Origin of the sequence: Microbacterium sp. UBA837, from assembly GCF_002296025.1 — a bacterium.
In the GTDB taxonomy this organism is placed as follows: domain Bacteria; phylum Actinomycetota; class Actinomycetes; order Actinomycetales; family Microbacteriaceae; genus Microbacterium.
Genome location: NZ_DBHD01000202.1, coordinates 15,033 through 40,062, shown reverse-complemented (window position 1 = coordinate 40,062; position 25,030 = coordinate 15,033). Strand labels below are relative to the sequence as shown.

Annotated in this window: 25 protein-coding genes; 12 read left to right on the top strand and 13 right to left on the bottom strand. The window is 66.0% G+C overall.

Going from position 1 to position 25,030, the window contains the following annotated elements:
• Both B3587_RS14555 and B3587_RS14550 read left to right on the top strand, forming a co-directional pair.
• A partial coding sequence (locus tag B3587_RS14555) for a DUF3418 domain-containing protein (RefSeq protein ID WP_292729951.1) occupies window positions 1-978 on the top strand: 978 nt, incomplete at its 5' end.
• A gap of 77 nt (window positions 979-1,055) precedes the next feature.
• On the top strand, window positions 1,056-2,372 hold the full coding sequence (locus tag B3587_RS14550; protein WP_292729949.1) for an O-acetylhomoserine aminocarboxypropyltransferase/cysteine synthase family protein: 1,317 nt from the start codon (window positions 1,056-1,058) through the stop codon (window positions 2,370-2,372).
• 10 nt (window positions 2,373-2,382) lie between these two features.
• On the opposite strand, the gene B3587_RS14545 is transcribed toward B3587_RS14550, so the two are convergent.
• Complete coding sequence (locus B3587_RS14545; RefSeq protein WP_292729946.1) at window positions 2,383-3,711, bottom strand: M20/M25/M40 family metallo-hydrolase; 1,329 nt, start codon at window positions 3,709-3,711, stop codon at window positions 2,383-2,385.
• 47 nt (window positions 3,712-3,758) lie between these two features.
• Here B3587_RS14545 and B3587_RS14540 point away from each other — a divergent pair, with 47 nt between their 5' ends.
• On the top strand, window positions 3,759-4,739 hold the full coding sequence (locus tag B3587_RS14540) for a Gfo/Idh/MocA family protein (protein ID WP_292729943.1): 981 nt from the start codon (window positions 3,759-3,761) through the stop codon (window positions 4,737-4,739).
• On the opposite strand, the gene B3587_RS14535 is transcribed toward B3587_RS14540, so the two are convergent.
• The 4 genes from B3587_RS14535 to B3587_RS14520 form a co-directional block, all read right to left on the bottom strand.
• Window positions 4,724-6,142: an HNH endonuclease signature motif containing protein gene (locus tag B3587_RS14535; protein ID WP_292729940.1), complete on the bottom strand. Its 1,419-nt coding sequence runs from the start codon at window positions 6,140-6,142 to the stop codon at window positions 4,724-4,726. The genes B3587_RS14540 and B3587_RS14535 overlap by 16 nt on opposite strands.
• Window positions 6,143-6,208: 66 nt before the next feature.
• Window positions 6,209-6,589 carry a DoxX family protein gene (locus B3587_RS14530; RefSeq protein WP_292729937.1) on the bottom strand — a complete coding sequence of 127 codons (381 nt, stop codon included), beginning with the start codon at window positions 6,587-6,589 and terminating at the stop codon, window positions 6,209-6,211.
• Window positions 6,590-6,663: 74 nt separating this feature from the next.
• Complete coding sequence (locus B3587_RS14525) at window positions 6,664-7,050, bottom strand: DoxX family protein (RefSeq protein WP_228176956.1); 387 nt, start codon at window positions 7,048-7,050, stop codon at window positions 6,664-6,666.
• Window positions 7,047-7,490 (bottom strand): MarR family winged helix-turn-helix transcriptional regulator, encoded by a 444-nt coding sequence (locus tag B3587_RS14520; RefSeq protein ID WP_228176955.1) that lies wholly within the window; start codon window positions 7,488-7,490, stop codon window positions 7,047-7,049. Before B3587_RS14520 ends, B3587_RS14525 begins: the two co-directional genes overlap by 4 nt.
• Window positions 7,491-7,641: 151 nt before the next feature.
• On the opposite strand from B3587_RS14520, the gene B3587_RS14515 reads away from it, so the two are divergent.
• A complete protein-coding gene (locus B3587_RS14515; protein WP_228176954.1) occupies window positions 7,642-7,881 on the top strand; it encodes a hypothetical protein in 240 nt (79 codons plus the stop codon).
• Between the two features lie 22 nt (window positions 7,882-7,903).
• On the opposite strand, the gene B3587_RS14510 is transcribed toward B3587_RS14515, so the two are convergent.
• Window positions 7,904-9,220, bottom strand: a complete 1,317-nt coding sequence (locus B3587_RS14510; RefSeq protein WP_228176953.1) for an acetyl-CoA hydrolase/transferase family protein — start codon at window positions 9,218-9,220, stop codon at window positions 7,904-7,906.
• Between the two features lie 86 nt (window positions 9,221-9,306).
• On the opposite strand from B3587_RS14510, the gene B3587_RS14505 reads away from it, so the two are divergent.
• Window positions 9,307-9,558 (top strand): DUF4287 domain-containing protein, encoded by a 252-nt coding sequence (locus B3587_RS14505; protein ID WP_228176952.1) that lies wholly within the window; start codon window positions 9,307-9,309, stop codon window positions 9,556-9,558.
• Between the two features lie 32 nt (window positions 9,559-9,590).
• On the top strand, window positions 9,591-10,721 hold the full coding sequence (locus tag B3587_RS14500) for a class I SAM-dependent methyltransferase (protein ID WP_292729933.1): 1,131 nt from the start codon (window positions 9,591-9,593) through the stop codon (window positions 10,719-10,721).
• A gap of 9 nt (window positions 10,722-10,730) precedes the next feature.
• Here B3587_RS14500 and B3587_RS14495 read toward each other — a convergent pair whose 3' ends face one another.
• The 7 genes from B3587_RS14495 to nrdH form a co-directional block, all read right to left on the bottom strand.
• A complete protein-coding gene (locus B3587_RS14495) occupies window positions 10,731-13,496 on the bottom strand; it encodes a DNA methyltransferase (RefSeq protein WP_228176950.1) in 2,766 nt (921 codons plus the stop codon).
• 3 nt (window positions 13,497-13,499) lie between these two features.
• Complete coding sequence (locus B3587_RS14490) at window positions 13,500-13,760, bottom strand: hypothetical protein (protein WP_228176949.1); 261 nt, start codon at window positions 13,758-13,760, stop codon at window positions 13,500-13,502.
• 106 nt (window positions 13,761-13,866) lie between these two features.
• Window positions 13,867-14,841 carry a class 1b ribonucleoside-diphosphate reductase subunit beta gene (gene nrdF, locus B3587_RS14485; protein WP_228176948.1) on the bottom strand — a complete coding sequence of 325 codons (975 nt, stop codon included), beginning with the start codon at window positions 14,839-14,841 and terminating at the stop codon, window positions 13,867-13,869.
• On the bottom strand, window positions 14,834-15,634 hold the full coding sequence (locus tag B3587_RS14480) for an NUMOD3 domain-containing DNA-binding protein (protein WP_292729928.1): 801 nt from the start codon (window positions 15,632-15,634) through the stop codon (window positions 14,834-14,836). Before B3587_RS14480 ends, nrdF begins: the two co-directional genes overlap by 8 nt.
• A gap of 27 nt (window positions 15,635-15,661) precedes the next feature.
• Window positions 15,662-17,818: a class 1b ribonucleoside-diphosphate reductase subunit alpha gene (gene nrdE / locus B3587_RS14475; protein ID WP_228176946.1), complete on the bottom strand. Its 2,157-nt coding sequence runs from the start codon at window positions 17,816-17,818 to the stop codon at window positions 15,662-15,664.
• Complete coding sequence (gene nrdI, locus B3587_RS14470) at window positions 17,800-18,237, bottom strand: class Ib ribonucleoside-diphosphate reductase assembly flavoprotein NrdI (RefSeq protein ID WP_292709000.1); 438 nt, start codon at window positions 18,235-18,237, stop codon at window positions 17,800-17,802. Before nrdI ends, nrdE begins: the two co-directional genes overlap by 19 nt.
• A 3-nt stretch (window positions 18,238-18,240) precedes the next feature.
• Window positions 18,241-18,474, bottom strand: a complete 234-nt coding sequence (gene nrdH / locus B3587_RS14465; protein WP_195691937.1) for a glutaredoxin-like protein NrdH — start codon at window positions 18,472-18,474, stop codon at window positions 18,241-18,243.
• 422 nt (window positions 18,475-18,896) lie between these two features.
• Between nrdH and B3587_RS14460 the strand changes: the two genes are divergently transcribed.
• The 6 genes from B3587_RS14460 (at window position 18,897) to B3587_RS14435 (ending at window position 25,013) form a co-directional block, all read left to right on the top strand.
• The gene (locus B3587_RS14460; protein WP_228176944.1) at window positions 18,897-20,102 is read left to right on the top strand and encodes an MFS transporter; all 1,206 of its coding nucleotides are present in this window, start codon (window positions 18,897-18,899) and stop codon (window positions 20,100-20,102) included.
• Window positions 20,103-20,137: 35 nt separating this feature from the next.
• Window positions 20,138-20,545, top strand: coding sequence for a DUF4260 family protein (locus B3587_RS14455; RefSeq protein WP_228176943.1), 408 nt, complete (start codon window positions 20,138-20,140; stop codon window positions 20,543-20,545).
• Between the two features lie 15 nt (window positions 20,546-20,560).
• Window positions 20,561-21,316: an alpha/beta fold hydrolase gene (locus B3587_RS14450; protein WP_292729921.1), complete on the top strand. Its 756-nt coding sequence runs from the start codon at window positions 20,561-20,563 to the stop codon at window positions 21,314-21,316.
• Complete coding sequence (locus B3587_RS14445; RefSeq protein ID WP_228176941.1) at window positions 21,313-22,491, top strand: acyl-CoA dehydrogenase family protein; 1,179 nt, start codon at window positions 21,313-21,315, stop codon at window positions 22,489-22,491. Before B3587_RS14450 ends, B3587_RS14445 begins: the two co-directional genes overlap by 4 nt.
• A gap of 71 nt (window positions 22,492-22,562) precedes the next feature.
• Window positions 22,563-23,690, top strand: coding sequence for a hypothetical protein (locus B3587_RS14440; protein ID WP_292729919.1), 1,128 nt, complete (start codon window positions 22,563-22,565; stop codon window positions 23,688-23,690).
• A 51-nt stretch (window positions 23,691-23,741) separates the two neighbouring features.
• The gene (locus B3587_RS14435) at window positions 23,742-25,013 is read left to right on the top strand and encodes a DUF445 domain-containing protein (RefSeq protein WP_292729916.1); all 1,272 of its coding nucleotides are present in this window, start codon (window positions 23,742-23,744) and stop codon (window positions 25,011-25,013) included.
• Window positions 25,014-25,030: the final 17 nt, after the last annotated feature.

Sequence of the window (25,030 nt, the reverse complement as noted above, 5' to 3'; positions counted from 1 at the left end):
GCCGCGCGCGGCGCCGTGGCATCCTCGCTCTCCGCCCCGAAGCGGCCTCCCGCGCCCGCCCAGCGCGCGCCGCGGCCCTCAGGAGCGAGGCCGGATGCCGATAGAGCGCAGTTCACGGAAGTCTCGGGGCTCACCGACTGGACGATCTCCGAGCTTCCGTCCGTCGTCGACACGCGCGTTGCCGGCGGCGTGGTGCGCGGCTATCCGGTCCTCGTCGACGAGGGAGAGAGCGTCGCGCTGCGGATCGACGCCACTCCGGAGGCCGCCGCGCGAGCCACCCATGCGGGTCTTCGTCGCCTGCTGCTGCTGGCGGCCCCCTCCCCCGCCGCGTACGTGCTCGACCACCTCACCGCCGCAGAGAAGCTCGCGCTCGCGGCATCCCCGTACTCGTCGGCGCGCTCCCTTGTCGAGGACTGCCGGGTCGCCGTGGCAGACGCGGTCCTCGCGCGCTTTCCCGACCCGATCCGCACCCGCGCCCAGTTCGAGGCAGCGCGGGATGCGTTCTCGGCCGACGTGACTGACGCGCTGTTCTCGGCAGTTTCGCTGACTGCCCGCATCCTGACCGCGGCGCGCGACGTCGAGCGGGGCCTGCGAAACCTCAACGCCATGACGCTGCTGGCAGCGCTCACCGACGTTCGCGGACAGCTGTCGGGACTTGTCTATCCCGGGTTCGTCTCGGCGGTAGGACTGGAGCGCCTCGCACACTATCCGAGGTATCTCGCGGCCCTGCTCACCCGCACCGCCGCGCTCGCCGACAACCCCGGTCGTGATCGCCAGCGCCTGACCGAGTACGAGCGTGCCGCGGCGATCTATCGGGACTCCGGCGGCACGATTCCCCTGGCCGCAGACGCGTCACCGAACCTCGTGCACGGACGCTGGCTGCTCGAGGAGTACCGCGTAAGCCTGTTCGCGCAGAGCCTCGGAACCGCCGAGCCGGTGTCGCTGCAGCGGTTGACGAAGGCCCTCTCCGGCTCCTGATCGCTGGCAGCCCGCCGGTCCGTCACACAGCGACACACAGCGAAGGGGCCAGCGGCTACGCGTGCCACCATGAGAATGTGAGCACTCCTGCGCCTGACCCCACCGCGTCCTTCGCGACCGCCCAGGTTCAGGCCGGCTATGTGCCGGGTACCGCGCAGAACACGGCGGTCGTGCCGATCTACCAGTCCAACGGGTACGAGTTCCCCTCCCTGGCGCAGGCGCGCGACGTCTTTGCGCTTCGCAGTCTCGGGAACGTCTACAGCCGCAACGCGAACCCCACCCAGGCGGTGTTCGAGCAGCGCATCGCTGCCCTTGAGGGTGGGCGGGCCGCTGTCGCGGTGTCGTCCGGCCAGGCGGCTGCGGCCGCGGCGATCCTCGCGCTGGCCTCAGCCGGCGACCACGTGGTAGCTGCCCGCCAGCTCTATGGCGGCACGGTCGATCTGCTCTCGGACTCGCTCGGGAGCCTCGGGATCGAGGTCACCTACGTCGATCAGGACGACACTGACGCGTGGCGCGATGCGGTGCGCCCGAGCACGCGGGCCTTCTTCGCCGAGACGATCACCAATCCCCTGGCGACCGTGCTCGACATCCGTGCCATCGCCGATGTCGCCCACGCCGCGGGCGTGCCGCTCGTCGTCGACAACACTGTCGCCTCTCCGTACCTCGTGCGTCCCGGTGAGCACGGAGCCGACATCGTCATCCATTCCGCCACGAAGTACATCGGCGGGCACGGCGTTGCCCTCGGTGGCGTGGTGGTCGATATCGGATCGTTCGATTTCGGTGCCGATCCCGAGCGGTGGCCCCAGTTCACGACGCCGTATCCCCGGTTCGGCGACCTCGTGCTGTGGGACCGTTTCGGCGAGCAGGGCCTTGCCCTTGTCGTCTACATCAAGACCCGGTTCGTGCACGATTTCGGAACTACCCTGCCCGCGTGGTCGTCGTTCCAGCTCCTGCAAGGGCTCGAGACTCTCGACCTGCGGATGCAGCGTCATTCCGCGAGCGCGCTCGCTGTCGCCCGGTTCCTCGAGCAGCATCCTGCCGTCGAGAAGGTGTGGCATCCGGGCCTCGCGTCGAGCCCGTGGCACGCGACGGCACAGCACTACTTGCCGCGCGGAGCGTCATCGGTGTTCTCGTTCGATCTCGCCAGCACCGGCGACGTGGATGCCGATGACCGCCGCGGCGAGCAGGTCATCGACGCTCTGCGCGTCATCCGGCTCGTGGCGAATATCGGGGATGCCCGCAGCATGGTGAACCACCCGGCATCCATGACCCATCTTCACCTCACCGGTGACCAGCTGCGCGAGGCCGGCATCTCGCCGCGGACGATCCGCCTCTCGATCGGGCTCGAGGACGAGGCAGATCTCATCGCAGACCTGGCGCAAGCGCTGGCCTAGCTGAACGGGGCTACGACGCTTCGATGAGAGCGCGGTAGAACCCGATCCCGCGGAGCCACACCTCCACCCGGATCCGCTCGTTGTGCGAGTGCAACGCATCACGCTCGGAGCGGGTCAGGTGAAACGGCGTGAACCGGTACACGTGGTCGCTGATCGCCGTGAACCAGCGGCTGTCGCTGGCTCCCAGCTGCACGTAGGGCGTCGGGACGATGTCGCCGCCGAGTGTCGAGACGACCGCGCCGGCGATCCGTCGCCACGGCTCTCCTCGCCAGGGCGAGACCGGTGACGGGTTGGATGCGTGACGGATCTCGAGCTCGACCTTCTCGTCGGCCACCGCCCGACGAACGTGCGCCGTCGCGCTGTCGATGGTGTCGCCGGTGAGCAGGCGGATGTTGACCGAGGCCTTCGCCGTCGTTGCCAGGACGTTTTCGCCGGGTGCGCCGCTGAGTTCGGTGACGACAGCGGTGGTGCGCACCATCGCGTTGGTCTCGGGTCCGCCGAGGGTGAAGGCGCCGGCAAGCAGCGGGCCCGTAATCTCACCGCGTCGGAACAGGGTCCGAAGCGGTTCGGGAGCGTGGGGCGAGAGCGTGGCGAGCATGGCCCGCACGGGAGGCGCGAGCCTGGTCGGAAACGGCTTGCGCCGCAGCCGGTCGATAGCTCGCGCCAGCCGGGCGGTGGCGGGCATCGCGGGCGGCGTGGATGCGTGGCCGCCCTGTTCGCGGACGGTCATAACGAGCGTCATCACGCCGCGTTCTGCGACACCGATCATCGCGGTGGGCACGTCGACGCCGGGGATGATGCCCTCGACGACGGCGCCGCCCTCATCGAGCACGAGTCCCGGATGGATGCCGCGCTCCTCCAGGTGCGCGACGATTCCCCGCGCCCCGTCTCCCGCCGTCTCTTCGTTGTGACCGAACGACAGGTAGATGTCGCGTGCCGGCGTGAAGCCTTCGGCGACGAGGGTCTCGACGGCTTCGAAGATCGCGACAAGCGATCCTTTGTCGTCGATCGCGCCGCGGGCGTGGAGTTCGGCATCCTCGCCCTCACCCACGATCTCGGCGCCGAACGGCGGATGCTGCCACTCCGCCTCGACCACGGGCACGACATCCATGTGGGCCATGAGCACGAGCGGATCTTCGGATGAGGCGCCCGGCCACCGGTACAGCAGTGAGTGGCGGGCGATCACGTCGCGCTCGAGGCGCTCATGGGTCTTCGGGTACAGGCGCTCCAGGGCGCTGTGGAACTCGTCGAACACCGACGCATCCATCCGCGACTCGTCGGCGTACGACACGGTAGGGATGGATAGGAGTTCTCGGAAGCGATCCAATGGAGTGCTCATGCTTCGAGGCTACTCGCGGCACTGCGCGGGCGGACTACGCTCGAACCATGACTGGACTGCGATGGGGAATCCTGGCGACCGGCGGTATCGCACACGCCTTTACGAGCGACCTGCGGACGGCCGGGCTGACGGTGTCGGCGGTGGGGTCTCGGCGCCCGGATGCTTCGCAGGCGTTCGCTGACCAGTTCGCGATTCCGCACGCGCACGGATCGTACGAGGAGCTCGTCGCCGATCCCGACGTCGACATCGTCTACATCGCAACGCCGCATCCGATGCACGCCGACAATGCTGTGCTCGCGCTCGAAGCGGGCAAGCACGTACTGATCGAGAAGCCGTTCACGTTGACCGGCCCCGAGGCCGAACGTGTGCGCGAGGTCGCACGCGCTCAGGGGCTGCTCGCCATGGAGGCGATGTGGACGCGGTACCTCCCGCACATGGTGAGGATTCGCGAGATCATCGCCGCAGGAACGCTGGGCGAGATCCGCACCGTTTTCGCCGACCACACCCAGCGGATCTCATCCGACCCGAGCCACCGCCTGAACGCGCTGGAACTCGGCGGCGGGTCGCTTCTTGACCTCGGAATCTATCCGGTCTCGTTCGCCTGCGATGTGCTCGGGAAGCCGGAGACGGTGACCGCTCGCGGCCGCCTCGGTGACACGGGCGCGGATGCCGAGGTAGCGACGATCTTCACTCACGCCGGCGGCGCGGTCTCAACCTCGATCTCGACCTCGCGCGCTGTCGGACCCAATACCGCTCATGTGCTGGGCACTGACGCGCGGATCGACATCGACCGCGTCTGGTACACGCCCACGTCGTTCCGCGTCGTTGCACCCGACGGAGAGGTTCTCGAGGAGTACCAGAGCGATGTGGAGGGCCGGGGGATGCAGTACCAGGCGCTCGCCGCGGAACGGCTGCTCGCCGAGGGTAAGACCGACAGCGACCTGCTTCCGCTGGACGAATCGGTTGCCATCATGCACGTCCTCGACGAACTGCGCGCTCAGCTGGGCGTGCGCTACCCCGGCGAGTAAGCCCGCTCAGGTCTCGACTCAGGCGGGTCCACCCGGAAGACAGGAAGTCGGCGCTCCGGTGCAACTGTGTACTGGCGACCGCTCGGCGAGATCCACAGCAGCGACCCGTCTCCGGTCTGGATGACGCGCCACCCGCCATGGTGCTTGATCGTATGGTGCCCCTGACAGAGCGGGGCGGTATTCACAACTGAGGTCTCACCGCCGTCTTCCCACGCGAGGGAGTGGTCGATCTGACATCGGGAGGCGGGAACCCCACACCCCGGCGCCATGCATCTCTCAGCGCGCCACTTCGTCAGCGCCACCATGTCTGGCGGTGGTCGGTACCGGGTTCTACCGACCGACAGGACGACCCCCGTTTCCGGATGTGTCAGTACCCGGATCCATGACGTCGCGGTTCCCGCAAGCTCTCGTGCTCTCTCGATCGGGATGGGACCAACGCCTTCCACGATCGCGGGCTCATGAGGACCGTCGCCATCCGCACCGAGGAGGGCGAGCGCGGGTACCGTCACGACAACCGTCGGGCGGATGCCCTGCACGTCCTTCGGGTGAGCAGGCACAACGCCGTCGAGCAGAAGATCGCACAGGATGTCGGCACGGATCTCGTCCAGCGTGCGGTCGTCGTGCTGAGAGCCGCGGCCCTCGCCCTTGACCTGCGCGGCGAGCAACGCTTTGCCCTGTGCGGTCATTCGTCCGTGGATCGCGTGAGCTTCGACCGACGGCAGCAGCGCGTGCAGCCACGACATCCCGTCGGCCTCCGGCTCGACGAAGATCCGCCGACGCCGGACGGCGTGCTCGTGACGCGCCGACAGCGTGGGCGCCAGTTCCTTATCGATGAGGCGTCGAAGTGCCCGGCGGAACGGACCGATCGCGAGGGTTTCTGCGAGGTCTCGCACCTTCTCGACAAGCCGCGCTGCAACCTCAGGTTCGAGGGGCGCAAGTTCATCCACGATGATCGTCGCGTGCCGCTCGGTCATGCCCGCGTGGGCGAGCGAATTCCAGACCGTCGGATACCGGTGCACGAGCGCCTCAGCACGGTACATCAGCATCCCGGCCTGGTTCTCGGTGATCCGGAGGGCTGCGGCGAGCTCAAGCCGCACCGAGCGCTCGATCAACTCCCGCGCTCCTCCGCCGTAGCGCGTGACGTCATCGAGCGCCTCGAGCCGGAGCTGCTCGATGCGAGCCAGCCGCTGCGCCGCGAACACTGCCTCCATCGTCGCGACCTCAAGCACGAGTTCCACAGCGTCGGGCTGCGCCGGCACCCATCCGACTACCTCGTCGTGCTCGCAGTACTCACCGTCGTAGACGAAGTCCTCGTCGGGGTCTGCGGTGCGCGGTGAGGTCCAGGACGCGGCATCCGTCCCACGGGCTTTCCCGCCCGGGTCGGTGATGCCGAAATCATCCATACCCCGACACTACGAGGGGGTTCCGACATCGCTTCTCTGCGGTGCCCGGTGCCAGGCCGGATGCCGTCAGCGGCGCGTCGACCACCAGGCCCACGCGACGAGCACGGGCTGGAAAAACAGTCGAACGAGGCGCTTCCTATCGGTATCGAGGCCGAAGCCATCGCGCTTCTCGACGTACTGCGAGATGTTGCCGGGGAAGATCGCGATGAAGAATGCCGCCAGGATCGCGCCGACGCGGCGCCGCTCCTTGGGCAGCGCGACAAGCGCCGTGCCGAGCATGATCTCGACAACTCCGGATGCCACCACAATCGCATCCTCGTCGAGCGGTGAGAGCTCGGCAGCCCAGGGAGGCACCTGCGCCTGAAACTCCTTGCGGGCCACCGTGAGATGCGTCACCCCCGCGAGCACCATCGCCCCGGCCAGCATCCACCTCAGTACTGTTCGCATGCGCCCAGCCAAACCTCCCGAACCGGCAAAGTCAACGTCGTCGACGGACGCTCAGCCGAGGCCGGCGCGGGTCGTTACCGCTGGGGAGACAGGGCGACGGCGAGCGCCCAGACCACCAGCAGCGGCTGCAGCAAGAGCCGCACAAAGCGGCGGGTATCCGTGTCGAGCAGCGGCGCAGACCGACCCGTCTGCCACTGGTGCACGTTGCCCGGGAACACCGCGATGAAGAACACTGCGACGGCTGCGCCGAGTCGCGTGCGCTCGCGCGGCAGCGCAACCAGGCCCGCGCCGAGCATGATCTCGACGGCGCCGGAGCCGACGACGACCGCATCCTTGTCGGTATGCAGCATCCGTGTCGCCCAGTCCGGCACCACGATGCGGTAGCCTCGTCTCCCCCACGTCAGATGTGAGACCCCCGCCGCTACCAGGAGGGCGGCGAGGAGCCAGCGAAGCACCCTCATGCCGTGCGGCGGCCCGCAGCCGGGTGAACCTCGACGGGTTCCTCGTGCAGGCCACGCAGGGCCTGCGACAACTCTGGCGCACCCTTCGACAGTTCACGGTCGAGAGCACGCAGCCGCTTTTCGGCTTCGGTCAGGGCCCAGTCGCCCTTCTCTGTGACGCGCAGCTCGGACGCCGAACCGGCGTGAGCTGTCGAATCGTGCACGAATCCTTCGTCGACGAGGGTGCGCACGGCAGTGTGCGCGGTCTGGACGGTGATCTGGGAGCGGCGTGCGAGTTCACTGAACGAGATGCCCGGCATCCCGTAGATGTGGCCGAGCAGGGCATACTTGCGCGTGGTCAGTCCCAGATCCTTCAGAACCGCCCCGAGCTGCGCCTCCCAGATGCTCGACATCGTCAGCAGCGCGATGACCGGGCTGAACCGTCGTTGCTGAGCTGCCACGGGATCTCCTTTTGCGGGACGCCAGATCCTTCATCGTAGCCCGCGCCCTCCCGAACTCACCGGACAGACCGTCGTGGATAAAGAAGTCAGCGGCAATGACCGGGAAAAAGGTCCCTACGCAACCTCGCGTAGGTCATGTCATCATCGGGAAATGGACACCTCGCTGTACGAAATCCGAAAGGACCTCAGCCGGGCCCTCGCGGAGCTTCACGAGGCCCAGCAGAGCTACCCCGACGACCCCACCCTCCACGCGATCGACAGTCTCCAGTCAGCCGTAGAGCGCCTCACCGGTGTGCTCGAAGAGATTCACTCTTTCTTCTCGCTGCCCGTCCCGACCTCGACCGGTCCGCACCCGGTTGCGTCAGGCTCGGGGCATCGGCATCACCGATAGGGATCCAGGGCCGGGGAGCGCCTCAGGCGATGAGACGCTGGGCACGTGCCGCTTCGACGAGCGCATCCTTGTGAGCGTCATCGGCAAGCGAGATCAGGGCAAGAGCCCGCTCCTGCGTCGAGAGCCCCCGCAGATTCACCATGCCGTGCTCGGTCACGACGTGCTCGACATCCATACGCTCGTCGGTGACGATGTCGACCCGCGGCACGATCGTCGAGATCGCACCACCCTTCGCTGTGGCCGGGAGAACCACGAAGGACTTGCCGCCTCGTGACTTGGCTGCTCCGGTCACGAAATCGAACTGACCGCCCGACCCGGAATACTGCACGCCCGCGATCATCTCGGCGTTGACCTGCCCGTAGAGATCGACCTGAATCGCTGCGTTCACCGAAATCATGGCGTCGTTGCGTGAAATCACCTGCGGATCGTTGACGTAGTCGGCCGGGAAACTCACCATCGACGGGTTGTCGTTCATGAACGCGTAGGTGTGGGCATCCCCGACCGCCGAGGTCCAGACGTGTCGCCGCGGATGCAGGGTCTTGCGCTGCCCTGTGATGACGCCCGACTCGATCAGGGGCACGAACGCCGAGGAGAAGAGCGCGGAATGGATGCCGAGATCCCGGTGGTCGCCGAGCGCCGCAGCGACGGCAGCGGGAACCCGGCCAGCACCGATCTGCAGCGTCGCGCCGTCGGGAATGTGGGCCGCGACGTGCGCCGCGATACCGAGGTCGGCATCCGTCGGAGGCGCCTCCGCGACCTCGGGGAGGGGCGAGGCATGCTCGACGATCGCGTCCACTTCATCGATGTGGAGGAGGGAATCACCGAACACGCGCGGCATGTTGGGGTTCACCTCGACGATCAGGCGGCGACAGGCGCGCGCCGCGACGCTCGCGTAGTCGTTCACGACGCCGAACGAGAAGTGACCGCTCGCGTCCATCGGGCTGACCTGCACCAGGAACGTGTCGACGTCGAGGTGTTCGCGGATCACGCGCGGCAGGTTCGAGAAGTTGACCGGAATGAAGTCGAGGGTTTCGCGGTCGGCCCGGGCAGGGTCGGCGATGATGTGGTGATCGCGCCCGGCGACGAAGAACGTATGGGCACGGAGCTTCTCGATGACCCCCGGCTGCAGGATCGTGTCACCGATCGCATCGCCGCCCATGCCGTAGTAGAGGTCGAGATCGAGCAGCTCGTCGGCGCGTACGCGATCGGCGAGAGCTGCGAGCACTGCCGGTGGCGCCCCCAGACCCATCGCGACAAGCACCTGGACTCCCGAGGGGACGGATGCCGCGGCATCCGCTGCCGACACGAGCTTGCGGCGGTAGTCATCCTGAACCGGCATCGGTGATCCTCCAGTGCTGTTGCGGACGAACCCACTCTGGCATGCGCGACAACCACGATGTCGGGGACGGGCGCTACTGTCGTGCCATGACCTCGCGCGTGCTCGCCCCCGATCTTTCCGGCGTCGACAAGCCGAAAGGACCGGCGTCGTACTTCCCGAGCATCGAGAAGACCTATGGCCGTCCCGTGCAGGAGTGGATCGACATCGCCGTCGAGCGGCTCGATGCCGGCGGCACCCACATGGCTGTGGTCGATGTCCTCAAGTCGGAGCACGGGCCGGGTCACGGCCACGCGAACGCGGTGGTGGCATATACGAAGGCTGCGCTCGCGAAGAGCTGAGAGCGGTCGTGGCGCGGGATAGCGTGGATCCAGTGACTCTCGACCTCGACACTCTTCGCCCGTATCCCGACGCTGGCGACCCGGATAGCCGCGCACACGATGCGGCGGATCGGCTGCTGCTCGACGAATCAGCGGAGGCGCGACAAGGCGTTGCGCGGCGCGAGATCGCCGTCATCGGCGACACGTTCGGCGCCCTGGCCCTCGCGTGCGCGAGCGATGCCAGCGATGGTGTCGTCCGCGTTCATCAGGACTCCCTCGGCGGCGAGCGCGCGCTGGCTGCCAACGCGCGGTCGACCGGGCTCGAAGCATCCGTCGCCTCGCTCCCTCTCGATCCGGAGCTGGTGCGCGATGCTCGTGTCGTGCTCGTGCGGCTCCCCCGGTCGCTCGAGGCGCTCCGCGACATCGCGGGGCTGATCGCCGCGCACGCCGCGCCCGATGTCGTTGTGTTCGCGGGCGGGCGGATCAAACACATGAGCCTCGGCATGAACGACGTGCTGCGCGAGCACTTCGACACGGTGGATGTCTCGCACGCACGGCAGAAGTCGCGGGTGCTTATCGCGCACGGTCCCCACGACGGTCGGGATCCCGAGCCGTCCGCGGCGCGGCTGCGCATCGGTGACACGGATGTCGAGGTCCGCGCCTTCGGCGGCGTGTTCGCCGGGGCAGCGCTTGACATCGGAACGCGCCTGTTGATCGATAACCTGCCAGACACGATTCCCGGGCACGCGGACGATCCGGCGGTTGATCTGGCGTGCGGGAACGGCATCGTCGCTGCGACCCTCGCTCTGCGGCATCCGGGGCTGCGTGTCTACGCGTCGGACGAGTCGGCCGCCGCCGTCGCATCGGCTCGGGCGACCGCCGCCGCCAACGGAATCGCCGACCGGATGACAGTGGCTCGCGATGACGCGCTGGCGAGCCTTCCTGCCGCGAGCGCGTCGTTCATCGCACTGAACCCGCCGTTTCACCGGGGTGCTGCGATCGACGAGACGATCGCCCGGCACCTGTTCGCCGATGCAGCTCGCGTGCTGCGCCCGGGTGGCGAACTGTGGACCGTCTGGAATTCGGTCCTCCGCTACCGCCCGTCGCTCGAGAAACTCGTCGGCCCGACCCGTCAGATCGCCCGCACCCCGAAGTTCACGGTCACGGCCTCGACACGTCGCTGAGTGGCCGCCTCAAGAGGTTCCAGCCCTCAGCTCTCCGGCTCGGTCGGCGGCGGCGCCAGCGAACGGATCGTATGTCCGGCCTCCCTCGACAATCTCACGGTTGAGCGCGGTGAGTCGGCTCACGATCTGCTCGGGGTCCTGCGCCACCGACTTCGGCCACCCGTACGCAGCGGCGACAGCCTCATCGAGGCTGCGGTGGAGGGCGGCGAGATCGGCGAAACCACCCTCATCCATGAGGTTGTACAGCTTCGTGAGGCCCATGCTGTGATCGATACAGAGTTCGCTTCGACGGTCGTAGAGCGCGCGGGATGCGGCAGCAATCGCCTCCCGCTGCTCGGGCGTGACGGGATCCGGCCACGGGAAGGTATCGAACACAGCGGCGTTCGTGTAGCGGAGGCGCGTCTCGAGTGTCGAAGATTGCGCCCTCGCCCATGCTTCGTGTGCGCTGGATAGCAGGACGCCCATTGAGTAATCATCATCGAACGCGAACACGACGACCGCGTTGTTCGGAACCACCGTCCGTTCTGCCCAGGCAAGCAGCAGTCGCTTGCCCGTTGCCGCCGCCGCGGCGTATCTACGAAGCGGTGCAATCGCCGCCCGCATGTCCTCCACACGTCGACCAAAGAGCCACCATCGACGTTCGACGGCACGGTTTGTCGAAGTCTCGCGCTCGATCTTGACCGACGAGCGGAGGATGTCGACAGCGGCGGGAAAGGTGAGAGCGCGCTCGAGTGGCAGAGAACCGAAGTCGATGACCCATCGAGACGGTGCCTGCCTGACGTCTTCCGCGATGTCGGCGCCCGTAAGGAATCGACGAACGACCTGCTCGTAGGCGGCGTCATCCGAAGCCAAGAGCGCGCTCGCCACCGAGTCGTCAAGGAGGAATCCCTTGCCCTGCGGAACTACTCCGGCAAAGCAACGCCCTCTGTTCTCAGCGATCGAGCCGACCTCGAGACCTGCCGCGTCACCGGCGCGCAGGTTCGGTGCGATCCCAGATACGACCTGGTCGTCAAGGGTGAAATCTGTAGGGTTCCGAGACGGCGATTTCACCCAATTCACGATACTGACGTGGACTTTCGCGTCCCCCGGCCACTTCTGCGAGGAGACCGCATCGGTGATCACCCCACCAGTCGAGGCAATGTAGGCAAGCGATGCCAGACGTCCGGTTGTCTGGCTGATCGAGTTCGTTCCCACGAGTCCCGCCCGCTGTTCAGGCTGAAGATGCTCGTGAGCGCGCCGGAACCAGTACACGCAGAGATCCTTGACCCCAACGCCGAACTGACGGACGAGCCAATCCACGTAGTCGTCACCAAGGCTGGGGCGTAAGAGCTTAGCTCCCAGAAACGGCGGGTTGCCGATGATCGCATCCACCTCGGGCCAGTCGGTCTGCAGCGCGTCGGCCTGCGCGATGCGGGAGAGGTCGACGAGCGGCAGCACGGGCTCAGCCTCGCCGTACCGTTCGATCATCTGCCGGTGCCCCATCCAGAGCGTGACCCTCGCGATCATGACGGCGACCCGCTCGATGTCGATGCCGAAGAGGTTCGACAGCGGGTAGAAGGGCAGCGTGCCGGTGGGAGGCGGGGCACCGGTTTCGGCGGCGAGGCGATTGATGCGCTGCTTGAGATCGAATTCGAGTCCGCGCAGCTCGCGATACGCGACGTACAAGAAGTTGCCGCACCCGCAGGCGGGATCAAGAACGCGGAAGGCGCATAGCTCGTCCAGAAGCGCGACCGCCTCCGTCACCGACGCGGTCGTCTCGATCCGCTCACGCCAGGGGCGCACGATCGTCGGCGCAACGATCTTCATGATGTCGGCCTCGTGCGTGTAGTGCGCGCCGATCTCGGAGCGGCGGTCATCGCCGAGCACTCCTTCGAGGAGCGAACCGAAGATTGTCGGGTTGACCTCGCGCCAGTTGAACTCGGCGGCCTGCTTCAGATGAAGAAGTTCCGCTCGATCAAGGTAGACGGCGGCAGGCCTGGCGAACAGGTCACCGTTGACGTATCGCGTACCCGCGAAGCGACCCTTCCGGTTGTGGTCGCCTTTTTGATTGAGCAGCTGGAAAAGATAGCCGATCTCCTTCGCGGAGTCGGGATCGTCTTCCTTGAGCAGCGCCTCGACGGTCGCCTGCAGCGGATACCCCTCGAGCATCCCGAGATCTTCAGCGAAGAGACACCAGACCAACTGCATGGTGAAGCGCTGGATCTCATCGACCGGGGCCGCCGATCGGTCGAGCATCGAGCGATAGAGCTCTGCGACGTGACGCGCGGCATCCTCGGTCAGTTCACGTCGATGCTCGCTGAAGACCGGCTCCAACGACTCGTTTTGGAGGAACAGCAGGGCGTCGTAGTGCTCGGGAAGCTCCGCGAGCGTGAACCGCGAACGCGGTCGGTTCGGGAAACGACCCGGCTCCCAGATTTCGAACTCCTGGAAGTTGCAGAGCACGACCCACCGGGCAGCCGGCGTGTCGGTGGCGGGATCACTCGACTCGCGCCAGTACCGATCGCGTTGATCGGCGGCTTTCTCCAGGGCGATGCCGGGAGCCTTCATCTCGACGATCATGATGCCCGGCCAGTGCAGGTCCATGAAGCCCGCAGAACTGCGAAAATCTTCGAACCGCGCACCAACGGACTGGCGATCCGAGCCGTACGCAGCGAACAACTCGTTCAGAAAGGTCTGAGCCTCTGCCCGCTCCGAGCCGGAATACCCCGACCATCGACGCACGAACTCGGTAAGTGCTCGCTGAAGCTCCGCGCCGCTGCGGACCGCATCCGCCACCGCTCAGAACATCCGAGTCTTGTTCGGCACGCTGAAGTAGGTCTGCTGAACGAACCGCTTGCGCTCGGCCTGGAGTGCGTCAACCAGATCCTTCGTGGCTGCCTCTGCGTTCGGGTGAGCACCCGATTTGCGGATGCGCTCGAGCGCCTTACGCGCGCGCTCGAGCGCATAGTCGAGGTTCGTCAGCACATCCGACACCTCACCCATGGCCTGCTCACGCGCCCGCTCCTCGGCATCCACACTGTCGGTCATCTGCTGTGCCATCTCGTCCCCTTCCGATGCGGCGTGAGCTTCACGGTATGCCGCGCCTGCGACGTCGTCAGACGCCGACGCAGGATCTGTGGACATCACCGTTTCTCCACAGCCGGATCTAGAAGTCCCAGTCCTCGTCCTCGGTCGCGACAGCCTTGCCGATGACGTACGAGGAGCCCGACCCCGAGAAGAAGTCGTGGTTCTCGTCGGCGTTCGGCGACAGGGCCGACAGGATCGCGGGGTTCACGTTCGTGACCGACTCGGGGAACATCGCCTCGTAGCCGAGGTTCATGAGCGCCTTGTTCGCGTTGTAGTGCAGGAACTTCTTCACGTCTTCGGTCAGGCCGACGCCGTCGTAGAGGTCCTGCGTGTACTGCACCTCGTTGTCGTAGAGCTCGTACAGCAGCGAGAACGTGTAGTCCTTGATGTCCTGACGCTTGGCTTCGTCGACCCGCTCGAGCCCCTTCTGGAACTTGTAGCCGATGTAGTACCCGTGCACTGCCTCGTCACGAATGATGAGGCGGATGAGGTCGGCAGTGTTGGTGAGCTTCGCACGGCTCGACCAGTGCATGGGCAGGTAGAAGCCCGAGTAGAACAGGAACGACTCCAGCAGGGTCGAAGCGACCTTGCGCTTGAGCGGCTCGTCGCCCCGGTAGTACTCCATGACGATCTGCGCCTTGCGCTGCAGGTTGGGGTTCTCGACAGACCAGCGGAACGCCTCGTCGATCTCCTTCGTCGAGCACAGCGTCGAGAAGATCGACGAGTAGCTCTTCGCGTGCACCGACTCCATGAACGCGATGTTCGTGTACACCGCCTCTTCGTGCGGCGTGATCGCGTCGGGAATCAGCGACACAGCGCCGACCGTGCCCTGGATCGTGTCCAGGAGCGTGAGACCGGTGAACACCCGCATCGTGAGGGTCTGCTCCTCGGGCGTGAGCGTGTTCCACGACTGCACGTCGTTGGAGAGGGGCACCTTCTCGGGCAACCAGAAGTTGTTCACGAGACGGTTCCAGACCTCGACATCCTTCTCGTCCTGGATACGGTTCCAGTTGATCGCCTGGACATGATCGATCAGCTTCAGCTTCTCAGCCACGACTCTCTCCTTGCTCAGCCGTACGATCAGCGTCGTCCCGGCAATGTTGACACGATTCTTTAACCACGCCCTTGTTGGTGTGGTACCTGGTGTGCGCGCTTCGCACGCTGGAGGGCATGGGCCGCCCTTTGAGTGCTGCAGATCGTTTTGCGCGCGTTTCCTCACTCGCGGTCTTCCCATAGTTCGGGTTCAACGGGCCACGCCGCATCTCCGAGAGCCGCCTGCGCGACTCCGGCGACATCGTGTGGCCGAACGACGGGTGATCGCTTCCGAATTTTCCGTAGTTCGGGTTCAGCGGCCCCGCATTCATGCCCTTCCGCTGCTCAGACCACAGAGCTTTCTGCTCGTCCGAGTGCGACGCCCCCCATCGTGGATGATCAGGACCGCTGAGATAGCTCGGATTTCGGCGACCGCGCGATCGTTCGGAGGCCGCCGCCCTCTGTTCGGCTGTCCACCGATAGCCATGATTGCCACGCCCGCCATCGTTGAGGTTGAGGAGCCGATGACCCTCCTCGCGCAGCATGCGAATCCAATCCTGTTCGGCCCGACTCAAGTCTTCGAGGTCGCTGAGGACAAGCTCAAGCGACTGGAAGTGAACCATCTCGCGATCCGGCTGCTTGCGCAGCCAATCCGCAAAGGCCGTCTTCCGCCCTCTGGCGGCGAGCTTGAAGTGTTCGGACTTCCGCCGCACGAGCGTCTTCGTTGTGAGGCCTACGTAGCGGTACTCCACGTCACCCAGCAGGCGAACGCCGTAGACGTGACCCATGAACGGCTGCCACCCGCCCTCCATCATCAGTGTCCTCTCACCGATCCAGAAGAACTAGAGCATGCACGAGACGCAGCCATCGACGGTCGTGCCCTCGAGGGCCATCTGACGCAGACGGATGTAGTAAATGGTCTTGATGCCCTTCTTCCAGGCGTAGATCTGTGCCCGGTTGATGTCACGAGTGGTCGCGGTGTCCTTGAAGAACAACGTCAGAGACAGGCCCTGGTCGACGTGCTGCGTGGCAGCGGCGTAGGTGTCGATGACCTTCTCGTAACCGATCTCGTAGGCATCCTGGTAGTACTCCAGGTTGTCATTGGTCATGAACGGCGCCGGGTAGTAGACGCGGCCGAGCTTGCCTTCCTTGCGGATCTCGATCTTCGAGGCGATCGGGTGGATCGAGCTCGTCGAGTTGTTGATGTACGAGATCGAGCCTGTCGGGGGCACGGCCTGCAGGTTCTGGTTGTAGATGCCGTGCGCCTGCACCGACGCCTTCAGCTCACGCCAGTCATCCTGCGTGGGAATGTGGTGGCCGGCGAACAGCTCGCGCACCCGCTCGGTCTGGGGCACCCACTCCTGCTCGGTGTACTTGTCGAAGAACTCCCCCGACGCGTAGGTCGAGTCGGCGAAGCCTTCGAAAGCCGTCCCCCGCTCGATGGCGAGCTTGTTCGAGGCCCGCAGTGCGTGGAACAGCACCGTGTAGAAGTAGATGTTCGTGAAGTCGATGCCCTCTTCGGAGCCGTAGTGGACGTGCTCGCGAGCGAGGTAGCCGTGCAGGTTCATCTGGCCGAGGCCGATCGCGTGGGAGCGGTCGTTGCCATCCTCGATCGAACGCACCGACGAGATGTGGCTCTGGTCGCTGACTGCGGTCAGCGCACGGATGGCGGTGTCCACCGTGCGACCCAGGTCGCCGCCATCCATCGCCAGCGCGATGTTCATCGACCCGAGGTTGCAGGAGATGTCCTTGCCGATCTGGTCGTACGAGAGGTCCTCGTTGTAGGTCGTCGGGGTGTTGACCTGCAGAATCTCGGAGCACAGGTTCGACATGTTGATCCGGCCCTTGATGGGATTGGCCCGGTTCACGGTGTCCTCGAACATGATGTACGGGTAGCCCGACTCGAACTGGATCTCGGCGAGCGTCTGGAAGAACTCACGCGCGTTGATCTTGCTCTTCTTGATGCGCGGGTCATCGACCATCTCGCGGTACTTCTCGGTGACCGAGATGTCGCCGAACGGCACGCCGTAGACGCGCTCGACGTCGTACGGCGAGAAGAGGTACATGTCCTCGCCGTTCTTGGCCAGCTCGAACGTGATGTCGGGAACCACGACCCCGAGCGAGAGGGTCTTGATGCGGATCTTCTCGTCGGCGTTCTCGCGCTTGGTGTCGAGGAACTTCAGGATGTCGGGGTGGTGGGCCGACAGGTAGACGGCGCCCGCTCCCTGACGTGCCCCGAGCTGGTTGGCGTAGCTGAAGCTGTCTTCGAGCAGCTTCATGACGGGGATGATGCCGCTTGACTGGTTTTCGATCTGCTTGATCGGGGCACCCGCCTCGCGGATGTTCGAGAGCAGCAGCGCGACACCGCCGCCGCGCTTGCTCAGCTGTAGGGCGGAGTTGATGCCGCGGGCGATCGACTCCATGTTGTCTTCGATGCGCAGCAGGAAGCACGAGACGAGCTCACCGCGCTGGGCCTTGCCGGTGTTCAGGAACGTCGGGGTCGCAGGCTGGAAACGGCCCGAGATGATCTCGTCTACCAGCTGGGTGGCCAGAGCCTCGTCGCCGTCGGCAAGGCCGAGCGCGGTCATCACGACGCGGTCCTCGAAGCGCTCGAGGTAACGCTTTCCGTCGAAGGTCTTGAGCGTGTAGCTCGTGTAGTACTTGAACGCGCCGAGGAAGGTTTCGAAGCGGAACTTCTTCTCGAACGCGTGGTCGTGTAGCGACGAGATGAAATCGAACGAGTACTTCTCGAGCACGGCGGGCTCGTAGTACTGCTTGTCGACCAGGTAGTCGAGCTTCTCCTTCAGCGAGTGGAAGAAGACGGTGTTCTGGTTGACGTGCTGCAGGAAGTACTCCCGCGCAGCGCGCTTGTCGGCGTCGAACTGGATCTTCCCGTCCGGACCGTACAGATTCAGCATCGCGTTGAGCGCGTGATAGTCCAGCCCGTCAAATCGGGTCTCGGTCTTAAATGCCGTGTCTGTCACTGCAGCTTCCACCATCGTTCCAATCCTTCGCTTACGCGTGTGACGTCTTCTGACGTGCCGAACAGTTCGAGCCGGTACAAGTGCGGCACGTGACACTTGCGGCTGATGATGTCGCCGGCTGCGCAGAAAGCGTCGCCGAAGTTGGTGTTTCCCGCGGCGATGACACCGCGGATGAGGGTTCGGTTCTGCTCGACGTTGAGGAACCGGATGACTTGCTTGGGGACCGCACCCCGCTCCTCGCCCCGGCCCTGGCCTCCCCCGTAGGTGGGGGTCACCAGGACGAAGGGCTCATCCACGAGGAGCATCGGCTCGGATGCGAAGAGCGGGATGCGCTCTGCGCGCAGTCCCAACTTCTCGATGAAGCGCGCCGTGTTCTGCGAAACGCTCGAGAAGTACACGAGCAACGGCGTCTCTGTCGCGATCGCCGTGCTCATGGCTCAGGCGAGGCGCGACGCGAGCTCGTCGATCTTGTCGGGACGGAAGCCCGACCAGTGGTCCTCGTCGGTGATGACGACGGGGGCCTGGAGGTAGCCCAGCGCCTTGACCTGCTCGAGGGCCGCGGGGTCCTGCGAGAGGTCGAGAACGTTGTAGTCGATGCCCTTGGAGTCCAGCGCGCGGTAGGTAGCAGTGCACTGCACGCAGGCGGGCTTGGTGTAGACCGTGATCGCCATGTTAGATCCGTTGTCCCCTCAAAATCCTTCGTCGAACCGGCAGCTCCCCCACCGGGAGTCCAATACTACATATGGGTGCCGACATCAGATAGCACCACAAGGGGTAGTAGTTACATTCGTGTAGTTTTCCACCGCTCTCCTCAGATACAACGCGATTTGTCCACCGTTTCATCCACAGATCGACGAGTCCGCGAAACCTGGGAGAAGCCTGAAATCACGCGGGTCCAGATGCCTCCATCCGGCATCCCTCCACAGCGCGAGGCTACGACGATCCACCGACATCGAATTCGCCTGTGGATTGCGGTCCCGGCGTGTCGCGGCGTGTCGCGGCGTGTCAGTCCGACGGTCACGGCATCCGTTGCGACTCAGCCTGCCTCCGTGCCGATATCGCCGAACCGATTCGGCACGACTATCGTGGGAAGGTGGCGGGTTATGGAGAACTGCTGCGCACTCCGGGGGTCGCGCGCATCATCGCTGCGCAGCTGACGGCGCGGTTCCCGAACGGGATGACGAGCCTGGCGATCCTGCTGCACATCGAGCAGGTCACCGGCTCCTACGGGTCTGCAGGGCTCGTGCTGGCTGCGACCTCTGTCGGGCAGGCGGTTGCGGGTCCGATCACGAGCCGGTGGATGGGCCTGTGGGGCATGCGGCGGGTCCTCACCGTGACTCTCGCGATCTGCGCTGCCGCCATCGCGGGCATCGCGGCCTTCACCCTCCCGCTTCCGGCCTATATGGTGCTGGGGCTCGTCGCGGGCCTCTCCACCCCGCCGGTGCAGGCAGCGGTTCGAACGATCTACCCCAAGATGGTCAACTCGCGACAGGTGACTCCCCTGTACTCGCTGGATGCCTCGCTGCAGGAGATCATCTGGGTCGTCGCTCCCGTGCTCATCACGTTCGTCGCGACGCAGATCGGCACGGTCCAAGCCCTCGCGCTCATCGTCATCGTGCTGCTGGGCGGCGGCGCGTGGTTCATCCTCTCCCCCGAGGTCGGCCGGGTGCGCATCCCTCGCAGTCGGCGCAGCTTCGGAAAGGTGCTCGGCAAGCCCGCGGTGCTGCTGGCAACGGTCGTCGGCTTCCTCTTGATCGGTGCCTGTGCCGCCGTCGAGGTCGGCGTGGTCGCCACCTTCGGACACGAGGGGATCGAGGCGGGCCTTGTGCTTGCCGTCTTCGCCATCGGAAGCCTCGCCGGCGGTCTCTCCTTCGGGCATATCCCGATCGGACCATGGGCGACGGCCAGACGGATGCTGATCGTTGCGGCAGGACTCAGCCTCACGATGATCTCGCTCAACGCCTGGTGGCTGGGCGCGACACTCGCCGTCGCGGGACTCGGTGTAGCGCCAGCACTCGCAGTGATCTTCGCGATGACATCTGCGAGCGTCAAGTTCAGCGAGACCGCCGAGGCCTACGGCTGGATTGGAACCGGACAGCTCATCGGTGCGGCCGCAGGTTCGGCAGTCGCGGGTTTCCTCGTCGACGGCGCGGGCCCCCAGGGCGCCTACCTCGCCGCAGCACTGTTCGCCGCCACCGGCGCGATCGTGGCGATCGTGTTCGTCCGTGGCTTCCCCGACCTGCGCGACCGGGATCCGAGCCCCATCCCCGATACCGAGCCCGTTCCCACGATCACCTGACCCGCGCGTTCACCGCGCGCGCCTACGATGAACCCGTGACCTACACCCGGCTCGCCTGGACTCTTCTTGCCATTGCGCTGCTGATCGTCGCGGTCTTCGAGAGCATTGGTCACGGGTGGGTGACTGCCGGGATCATCATCGTGTTCGCGGTGCTCCCCGACATCGCCCTGATCGGAGCGTTCGGCGACCAGCGCGGCATCCTGCGCCCCGAGCGCGTCGCGTTCTACAACTGGTTGCATCAGGCGTGGATTCCCGCTCTGCTGTTCTTCGTCGGCGGCTCCATGGCATACCTGTGGGAGATGCGGGAGGTCGGACTGCCGCTGTTCTGGTGCGGCATGGGCTGGCTGCTTCACATCGCGCTGGATCGGACTTTCGGGTTCGGGATGCGAGCCCCCGACGGCACGATCATTCCCGTCGGCACGTACGGACCGCGCACGCGCTGAGAGGATGCCGAAACCATGACCAGTCCCCTTGTTCTGCCCCGCCACGGGTGGGGTGACCCGTCATCCTCCCGCCGAGCACTGCTCGTCCACGGTCTGGGATCCACGGGCGCCCTCATGTGGCGTTTCGGCGTAGAGCTGAGCGAGCGCGGCTGGTTTGCCGAGGCCGTCGATCTTCGTGGACACGGGCGCGCCCCGCGGGCGCTGGATTACACGATCGGGGCCTATGCCGCCGATCTGGCGGCCTGCCGCCCGCAGGATGAGACGCCCTGGGATCTGGTTATCGGTCATTCGCTGGGCGGCACGGCAGCAGTCGTTGCTGCAGCGTCGGTCCCGGATTGGACTGACCGCCTCGTGCTCGTCGATCCCGCGATCCAGCTCGATGAGCCGGCCCGTTACGAGATCCGCGAGAGTCAGCAGCGGCAGTTCGACGACCCGAGCGCCGAGGCGGTGCGCGCTGAGCATCCGTCGTGGCATCCGCTGGATATCGAACTGAAGGTGCAAGGCATCCAGGACGTGAGCCGCTGGGCTGTCGAGCAGACGAGCGAACAGAACGAGGAATGGGATGTGCGGCTTCCCACGTTGTCGCTGGATATGCCCATCCACATCATCGCCGGTGACCCCGCGGTCTATGCGCTCTTTCGCGGCGACATCGTCGAGCAGCTCCTGACGCGGCCCTCGATCACGATGTCGGTCGTCGAGGGAGCCGGGCATTCCCCGCACCGCGACGCGCCGGAGGAGACGATGCGGCAGCTGTGGGAGGCACTGGCATGACGACGACGACCACCTTCGACCCGGCATCCGTACTGCCCGATGCGCTGCTCGAGCGGTTCCGTGAGCGCGCCGCACAGCACGATAGCGACAACACCTTCCCGCATGATGACCTGGCAGATCTGACGGATGCCGGATACCTCGCGCTGTTCGCCCCGACGGAGATCGGAGGGGCGGGCCTCGGCCTCGCCGAGGTCTCGCTGCTGCAGCAGCGCCTGGCCACCGCGGCACCGGCTACGGCGCTCGCGATCAATATGCACCTGGTGTGGACGGGTGTCGCGAAGGCGCTTGCCGATCGCGGGGTCGACGATCTGCGCTTCGTTCTCGAAGGCGCGGTAGCCGGCGAGATCTTTGCATTCGGCATCAGCGAAGCGGGCAACGATCTCGTGCTCTTCGGTAGTGACACTGAGGCCGCGCCGCAGCCCGACGGCTCGTATGCCTTCACCGGCACGAAGATCTTCACCTCCCTGGCACCGGTCTGGACACAGCTCGGCCTCCACGGGCTGGACACGACCTCCCCCGACGGCCCGACGATGGTCTATGCCTTCGTCCCCCGGTCCGAAGAGGATGCCGGGCGAATCGCCACCCGCGATGACTGGAACACGCTCGGCATGCGCGCCACACAGTCCCGCACGACACAGCTGCGAGGCGCGACGGCCGCGGCAGACCGTGTCGTGCGCCGTATCCCACCGGGGGCGAACCCTGACCCGATCGTGTTCGGCATCTTCAGCGTCTTCGAGATCCTACTGGCCTCGGTCTACACCGGAATCGCGCGGCGGGCGCTGGATGTCGCTGTCGCAACCGTCGGGACGCGCCGCTCGAAGAAGACGGGGCTGACCTACAGCCAGGATCCCGACATCCGGTGGCGGATCGCCGATATGGCCCTCGCCTACGACGCGCTGCCCCCGCAGCTGGAGACGCTCAGCCGTGACATCGACACCCTCGTCGACCACGGGCCGCGGTGGTTCTCGCTCCTGTCGGGCGTGAAGCACCGCGCCGTCACGATGGCCAAGGCGGTCGTCGATGACGCGATTCTCGTGGCGGGCGGGTCGAGCTACTTCGCCGGCAGTGAGCTCAGCCGGCTGTACCGCGATGTGTTGGCCGGGATGTTCCACCCGTCCGACCCGGAATCGGCACACTCCACCGTCGCCACGGCATGGCTCGGCCCGGTCGGCTGATCCCCTAGCGAGTCCACTTTCTCGATGCAAGGGCGTCGCGCACGCCGATGCGGCGACGTATCGTCGCGCGCATGTTGCCCGCAGACATTCCCCAGACCGACCACCTCCTCGAGCTCGTCGAGATGCGCGGCATCCCGAGCATCACCATCTCGCTGCCCTCATCACCGGTCCCGGCCGACCACGAACGCATTCGCCTCCAGCTTCGCGACCTGATCGATGACGCCGACCGCCAGGCCAAAGAAACGAGTGTCGGGCGCCCCGAGCGAGAGGCAGCGATCGCCCGACTGCGTTCCGTCCTCGACGACGATGACTTCTGGACGCACCAGTCGCGCTCTCTCGTGCTGCTCGCGTCGGCCGAGCGGCTTGAGACCTTCCGACTGGCCAACCGGCTCACCGCGAGGGCGACTGTCTCGGACCGGTTCGACACCGGACCGCTGCTTCGCGCTGTCACTTTCCCGCGTCGCGCCTTCGTGGTGCAGATCTCCCGGGGCGGAGCTCGCCTGACCGAATTCGGCGCCGATCACGGGCTCGCCGAGCGCGACCTTTCGTTGCCGAGTGATCACGGGCTGATTCTCGAAGAGGCAGAGAACGGCGGCCATGCCGACTTCCCGCGGCCGCAGGGCTCGACCGGCGACAGGCTCGAGCGTGAGCGCTTCTGCCGGGTCGTGCAAGACGAGGTGGTCCGCATCGTGCCGCGGGACGTCCCCGTCATCCTGTGCGTTTCGACAGACCTCGAGCCCGCGTACCGCGCCGTCAACACGCATCCAGCACTCCTCGAGCCCGCGATCGATGCGCACCCGGACTCCCTCGGCGACGACGACCTCGAAGAACGAGCACGCAGCATTCTCGACCGGCACGAAGAGGACGTCCTCGCAGCCTGGCGGGAGCGGTTCGGATCACTCGAGGCTCAGGGGCTGGCCACCACCAGCCTCGATGACGTCGCCGTTGCCGCCTCGAACGCCGCCATCGATGAGCTGCTGTTCGATCTCGAATCCGAGACGGAAGGCACGATCGATGACCGAGGCCGCCTTGAGCGAGCGGAAACGCCTGGGCCGGATTCAACGGTTCTCGTCGACGAGATCGCGGCCCGCGTCCTGCGCACGGGAGGCACGGTGCGCGCCGCCCGGGGTGACGACATGATCGCCGGGTCACCGGTTGCAGCGACCCTTCGGTTCCCGCTCGATCAGATGGCTACCTGATCTGCTCACGCAACTCCGCGTCGAAGGAGTGCGCCGTGTGAAGATGTGGACATGGCTCACACGCCGACCGCTTCGCTGAGCCCCGCTGACCAGGAGCGTCGGCGGGGCCTGCGGACGATGAAGTCCGTGGCCCTCGGCGCACTGCTGCTCATGGCGGCCCTGTTCCTCGTCGGGTTCATCGGCCAGCAGCAGGTCCCCGCGCTCGCGTACCTGCGCGCGGCAGCCGAGGGCGGCATGGTCGGAGCTCTCGCGGATTGGTTCGCCGTGACAGCACTGTTTCGGCATCCGTTGGGAATCCCCATTCCCCACACCGCGATCATCCCCCGCCGTAAGGACGAGATCGGCCAGTCGCTCGGAGAGTTCGTCGAGACGAACTTCCTCGCGGCGGACGTCGTGCGCACCAAGCTCGAATCGACCTCCATCGCCGCCCGCCTCGGTGCCTGGCTAAGCGATCGCGACCACGCGGCGCGCGTCGGCTCGGAGGCGGCTGCCATGGGATCCGGCGTCCTTCGTGCGCTCAGCGACGACGACGCGCAGGAGGTCATCACAGCCCTCGCGCGCGAGCACCTCATCGTGCCGGAATGGTCGCCGGCGATCGGCGAATGGCTCGGCCGCATCGTCGACGCCGACGCCCACCGCACCGCCGTGGATCTTGCCGCCGAGAACATCGACGAGTGGCTCGCCAACAACCGGGATGCCTTCACGGGCCTCGTCTCGGGGCGCCTTCCCTCGTGGGTGCCGAGCATCGCCGCGCGCCTCGTCGACGAGACCGTCTATTCCGAGGCCGTCACCTTCGTGCGGGCGGTGCGGACGAATCCCGATCATCCCGCGCGCGCCGCGATCACGGCGTACCTCGCCCGCCTGTCCGAGAGCATGCAGCACGACCCGCAGACGATCGGGCGGTTCGAGGACGCGAAGCTCGCCGTCTTCGACAGCCCGCGTGTCCGCGACCTTGCCACGCACGCCTGGAGCACTGCGAAGACCGGGCTCCTCGATGCCCTGGCTGATCCGCGAAGCGGCCTGCGCACCCAGATCGACAGTGCACTGCGCGATATCGGTGAGCGACTCGCGCGCGAACCCGAGTTGCAACGCCGCGTCGACACCTGGGTGACGGATGCCGCGGTCTTCCTCGTCGACCGGTATCGGCACGACATCGCATCCCTCATCACCGACACGGTGGAGCGGTGGGATCCCGCCGAGACGACCGAGAAGATCGAACTCATGGTGGGGCGAGACCTGCAGTACATCCGCCTCAACGGCACGATCGTCGGCGCGCTTGCGGGCCTGGTGATCTACACGATCGCTCACGCCCTGTTCGGCTGAGAGCGGCGTGCCAGGGT

Bases quoted from the DNA above. Each gene is read 5' to 3' on its own strand.
- B3587_RS14545 (WP_292729946.1), bottom strand. From the start codon at position 3,711: ATGAGCACTCCATTGGATCGCTTCCGAGAACTCCTATCCATCCCTACC.
- B3587_RS14540 (WP_292729943.1), top strand. From the start codon at position 3,759: ATGACTGGACTGCGATGGGGAATCCTGGCGACCGGCGGTATCGCACAC.
- B3587_RS14535 (WP_292729940.1), bottom strand. From the start codon at position 6,142: ATGGATGATTTCGGCATCACCGACCCGGGCGGGAAAGCCCGTGGGACG.
- B3587_RS14530 (WP_292729937.1), bottom strand. From the start codon at position 6,589: ATGCGAACAGTACTGAGGTGGATGCTGGCCGGGGCGATGGTGCTCGCG.
- B3587_RS14525 (WP_228176956.1), bottom strand. From the start codon at position 7,050: ATGAGGGTGCTTCGCTGGCTCCTCGCCGCCCTCCTGGTAGCGGCGGGG.
- B3587_RS14515 (WP_228176954.1), top strand. From the start codon at position 7,642: ATGGACACCTCGCTGTACGAAATCCGAAAGGACCTCAGCCGGGCCCTC.
- B3587_RS14510 (WP_228176953.1), bottom strand. From the start codon at position 9,220: ATGCCGGTTCAGGATGACTACCGCCGCAAGCTCGTGTCGGCAGCGGAT.
- B3587_RS14505 (WP_228176952.1), top strand. From the start codon at position 9,307: ATGACCTCGCGCGTGCTCGCCCCCGATCTTTCCGGCGTCGACAAGCCG.
- B3587_RS14490 (WP_228176949.1), bottom strand. From the start codon at position 13,760: ATGGCACAGCAGATGACCGACAGTGTGGATGCCGAGGAGCGGGCGCGT.
- B3587_RS14480 (WP_292729928.1), bottom strand. From the start codon at position 15,634: ATGATGGAGGGCGGGTGGCAGCCGTTCATGGGTCACGTCTACGGCGTT.
- nrdE (WP_228176946.1), bottom strand. From the start codon at position 17,818: ATGGTGGAAGCTGCAGTGACAGACACGGCATTTAAGACCGAGACCCGA.
- nrdI (WP_292709000.1), bottom strand. From the start codon at position 18,237: ATGAGCACGGCGATCGCGACAGAGACGCCGTTGCTCGTGTACTTCTCG.
- nrdH (WP_195691937.1), bottom strand. From the start codon at position 18,474: ATGGCGATCACGGTCTACACCAAGCCCGCCTGCGTGCAGTGCACTGCT.
- B3587_RS14450 (WP_292729921.1), top strand. From the start codon at position 20,561: ATGACCAGTCCCCTTGTTCTGCCCCGCCACGGGTGGGGTGACCCGTCA.
- B3587_RS14445 (WP_228176941.1), top strand. From the start codon at position 21,313: ATGACGACGACGACCACCTTCGACCCGGCATCCGTACTGCCCGATGCG.
- B3587_RS14440 (WP_292729919.1), top strand. From the start codon at position 22,563: ATGTTGCCCGCAGACATTCCCCAGACCGACCACCTCCTCGAGCTCGTC.
- B3587_RS14435 (WP_292729916.1), top strand. From the start codon at position 23,742: ATGGCTCACACGCCGACCGCTTCGCTGAGCCCCGCTGACCAGGAGCGT.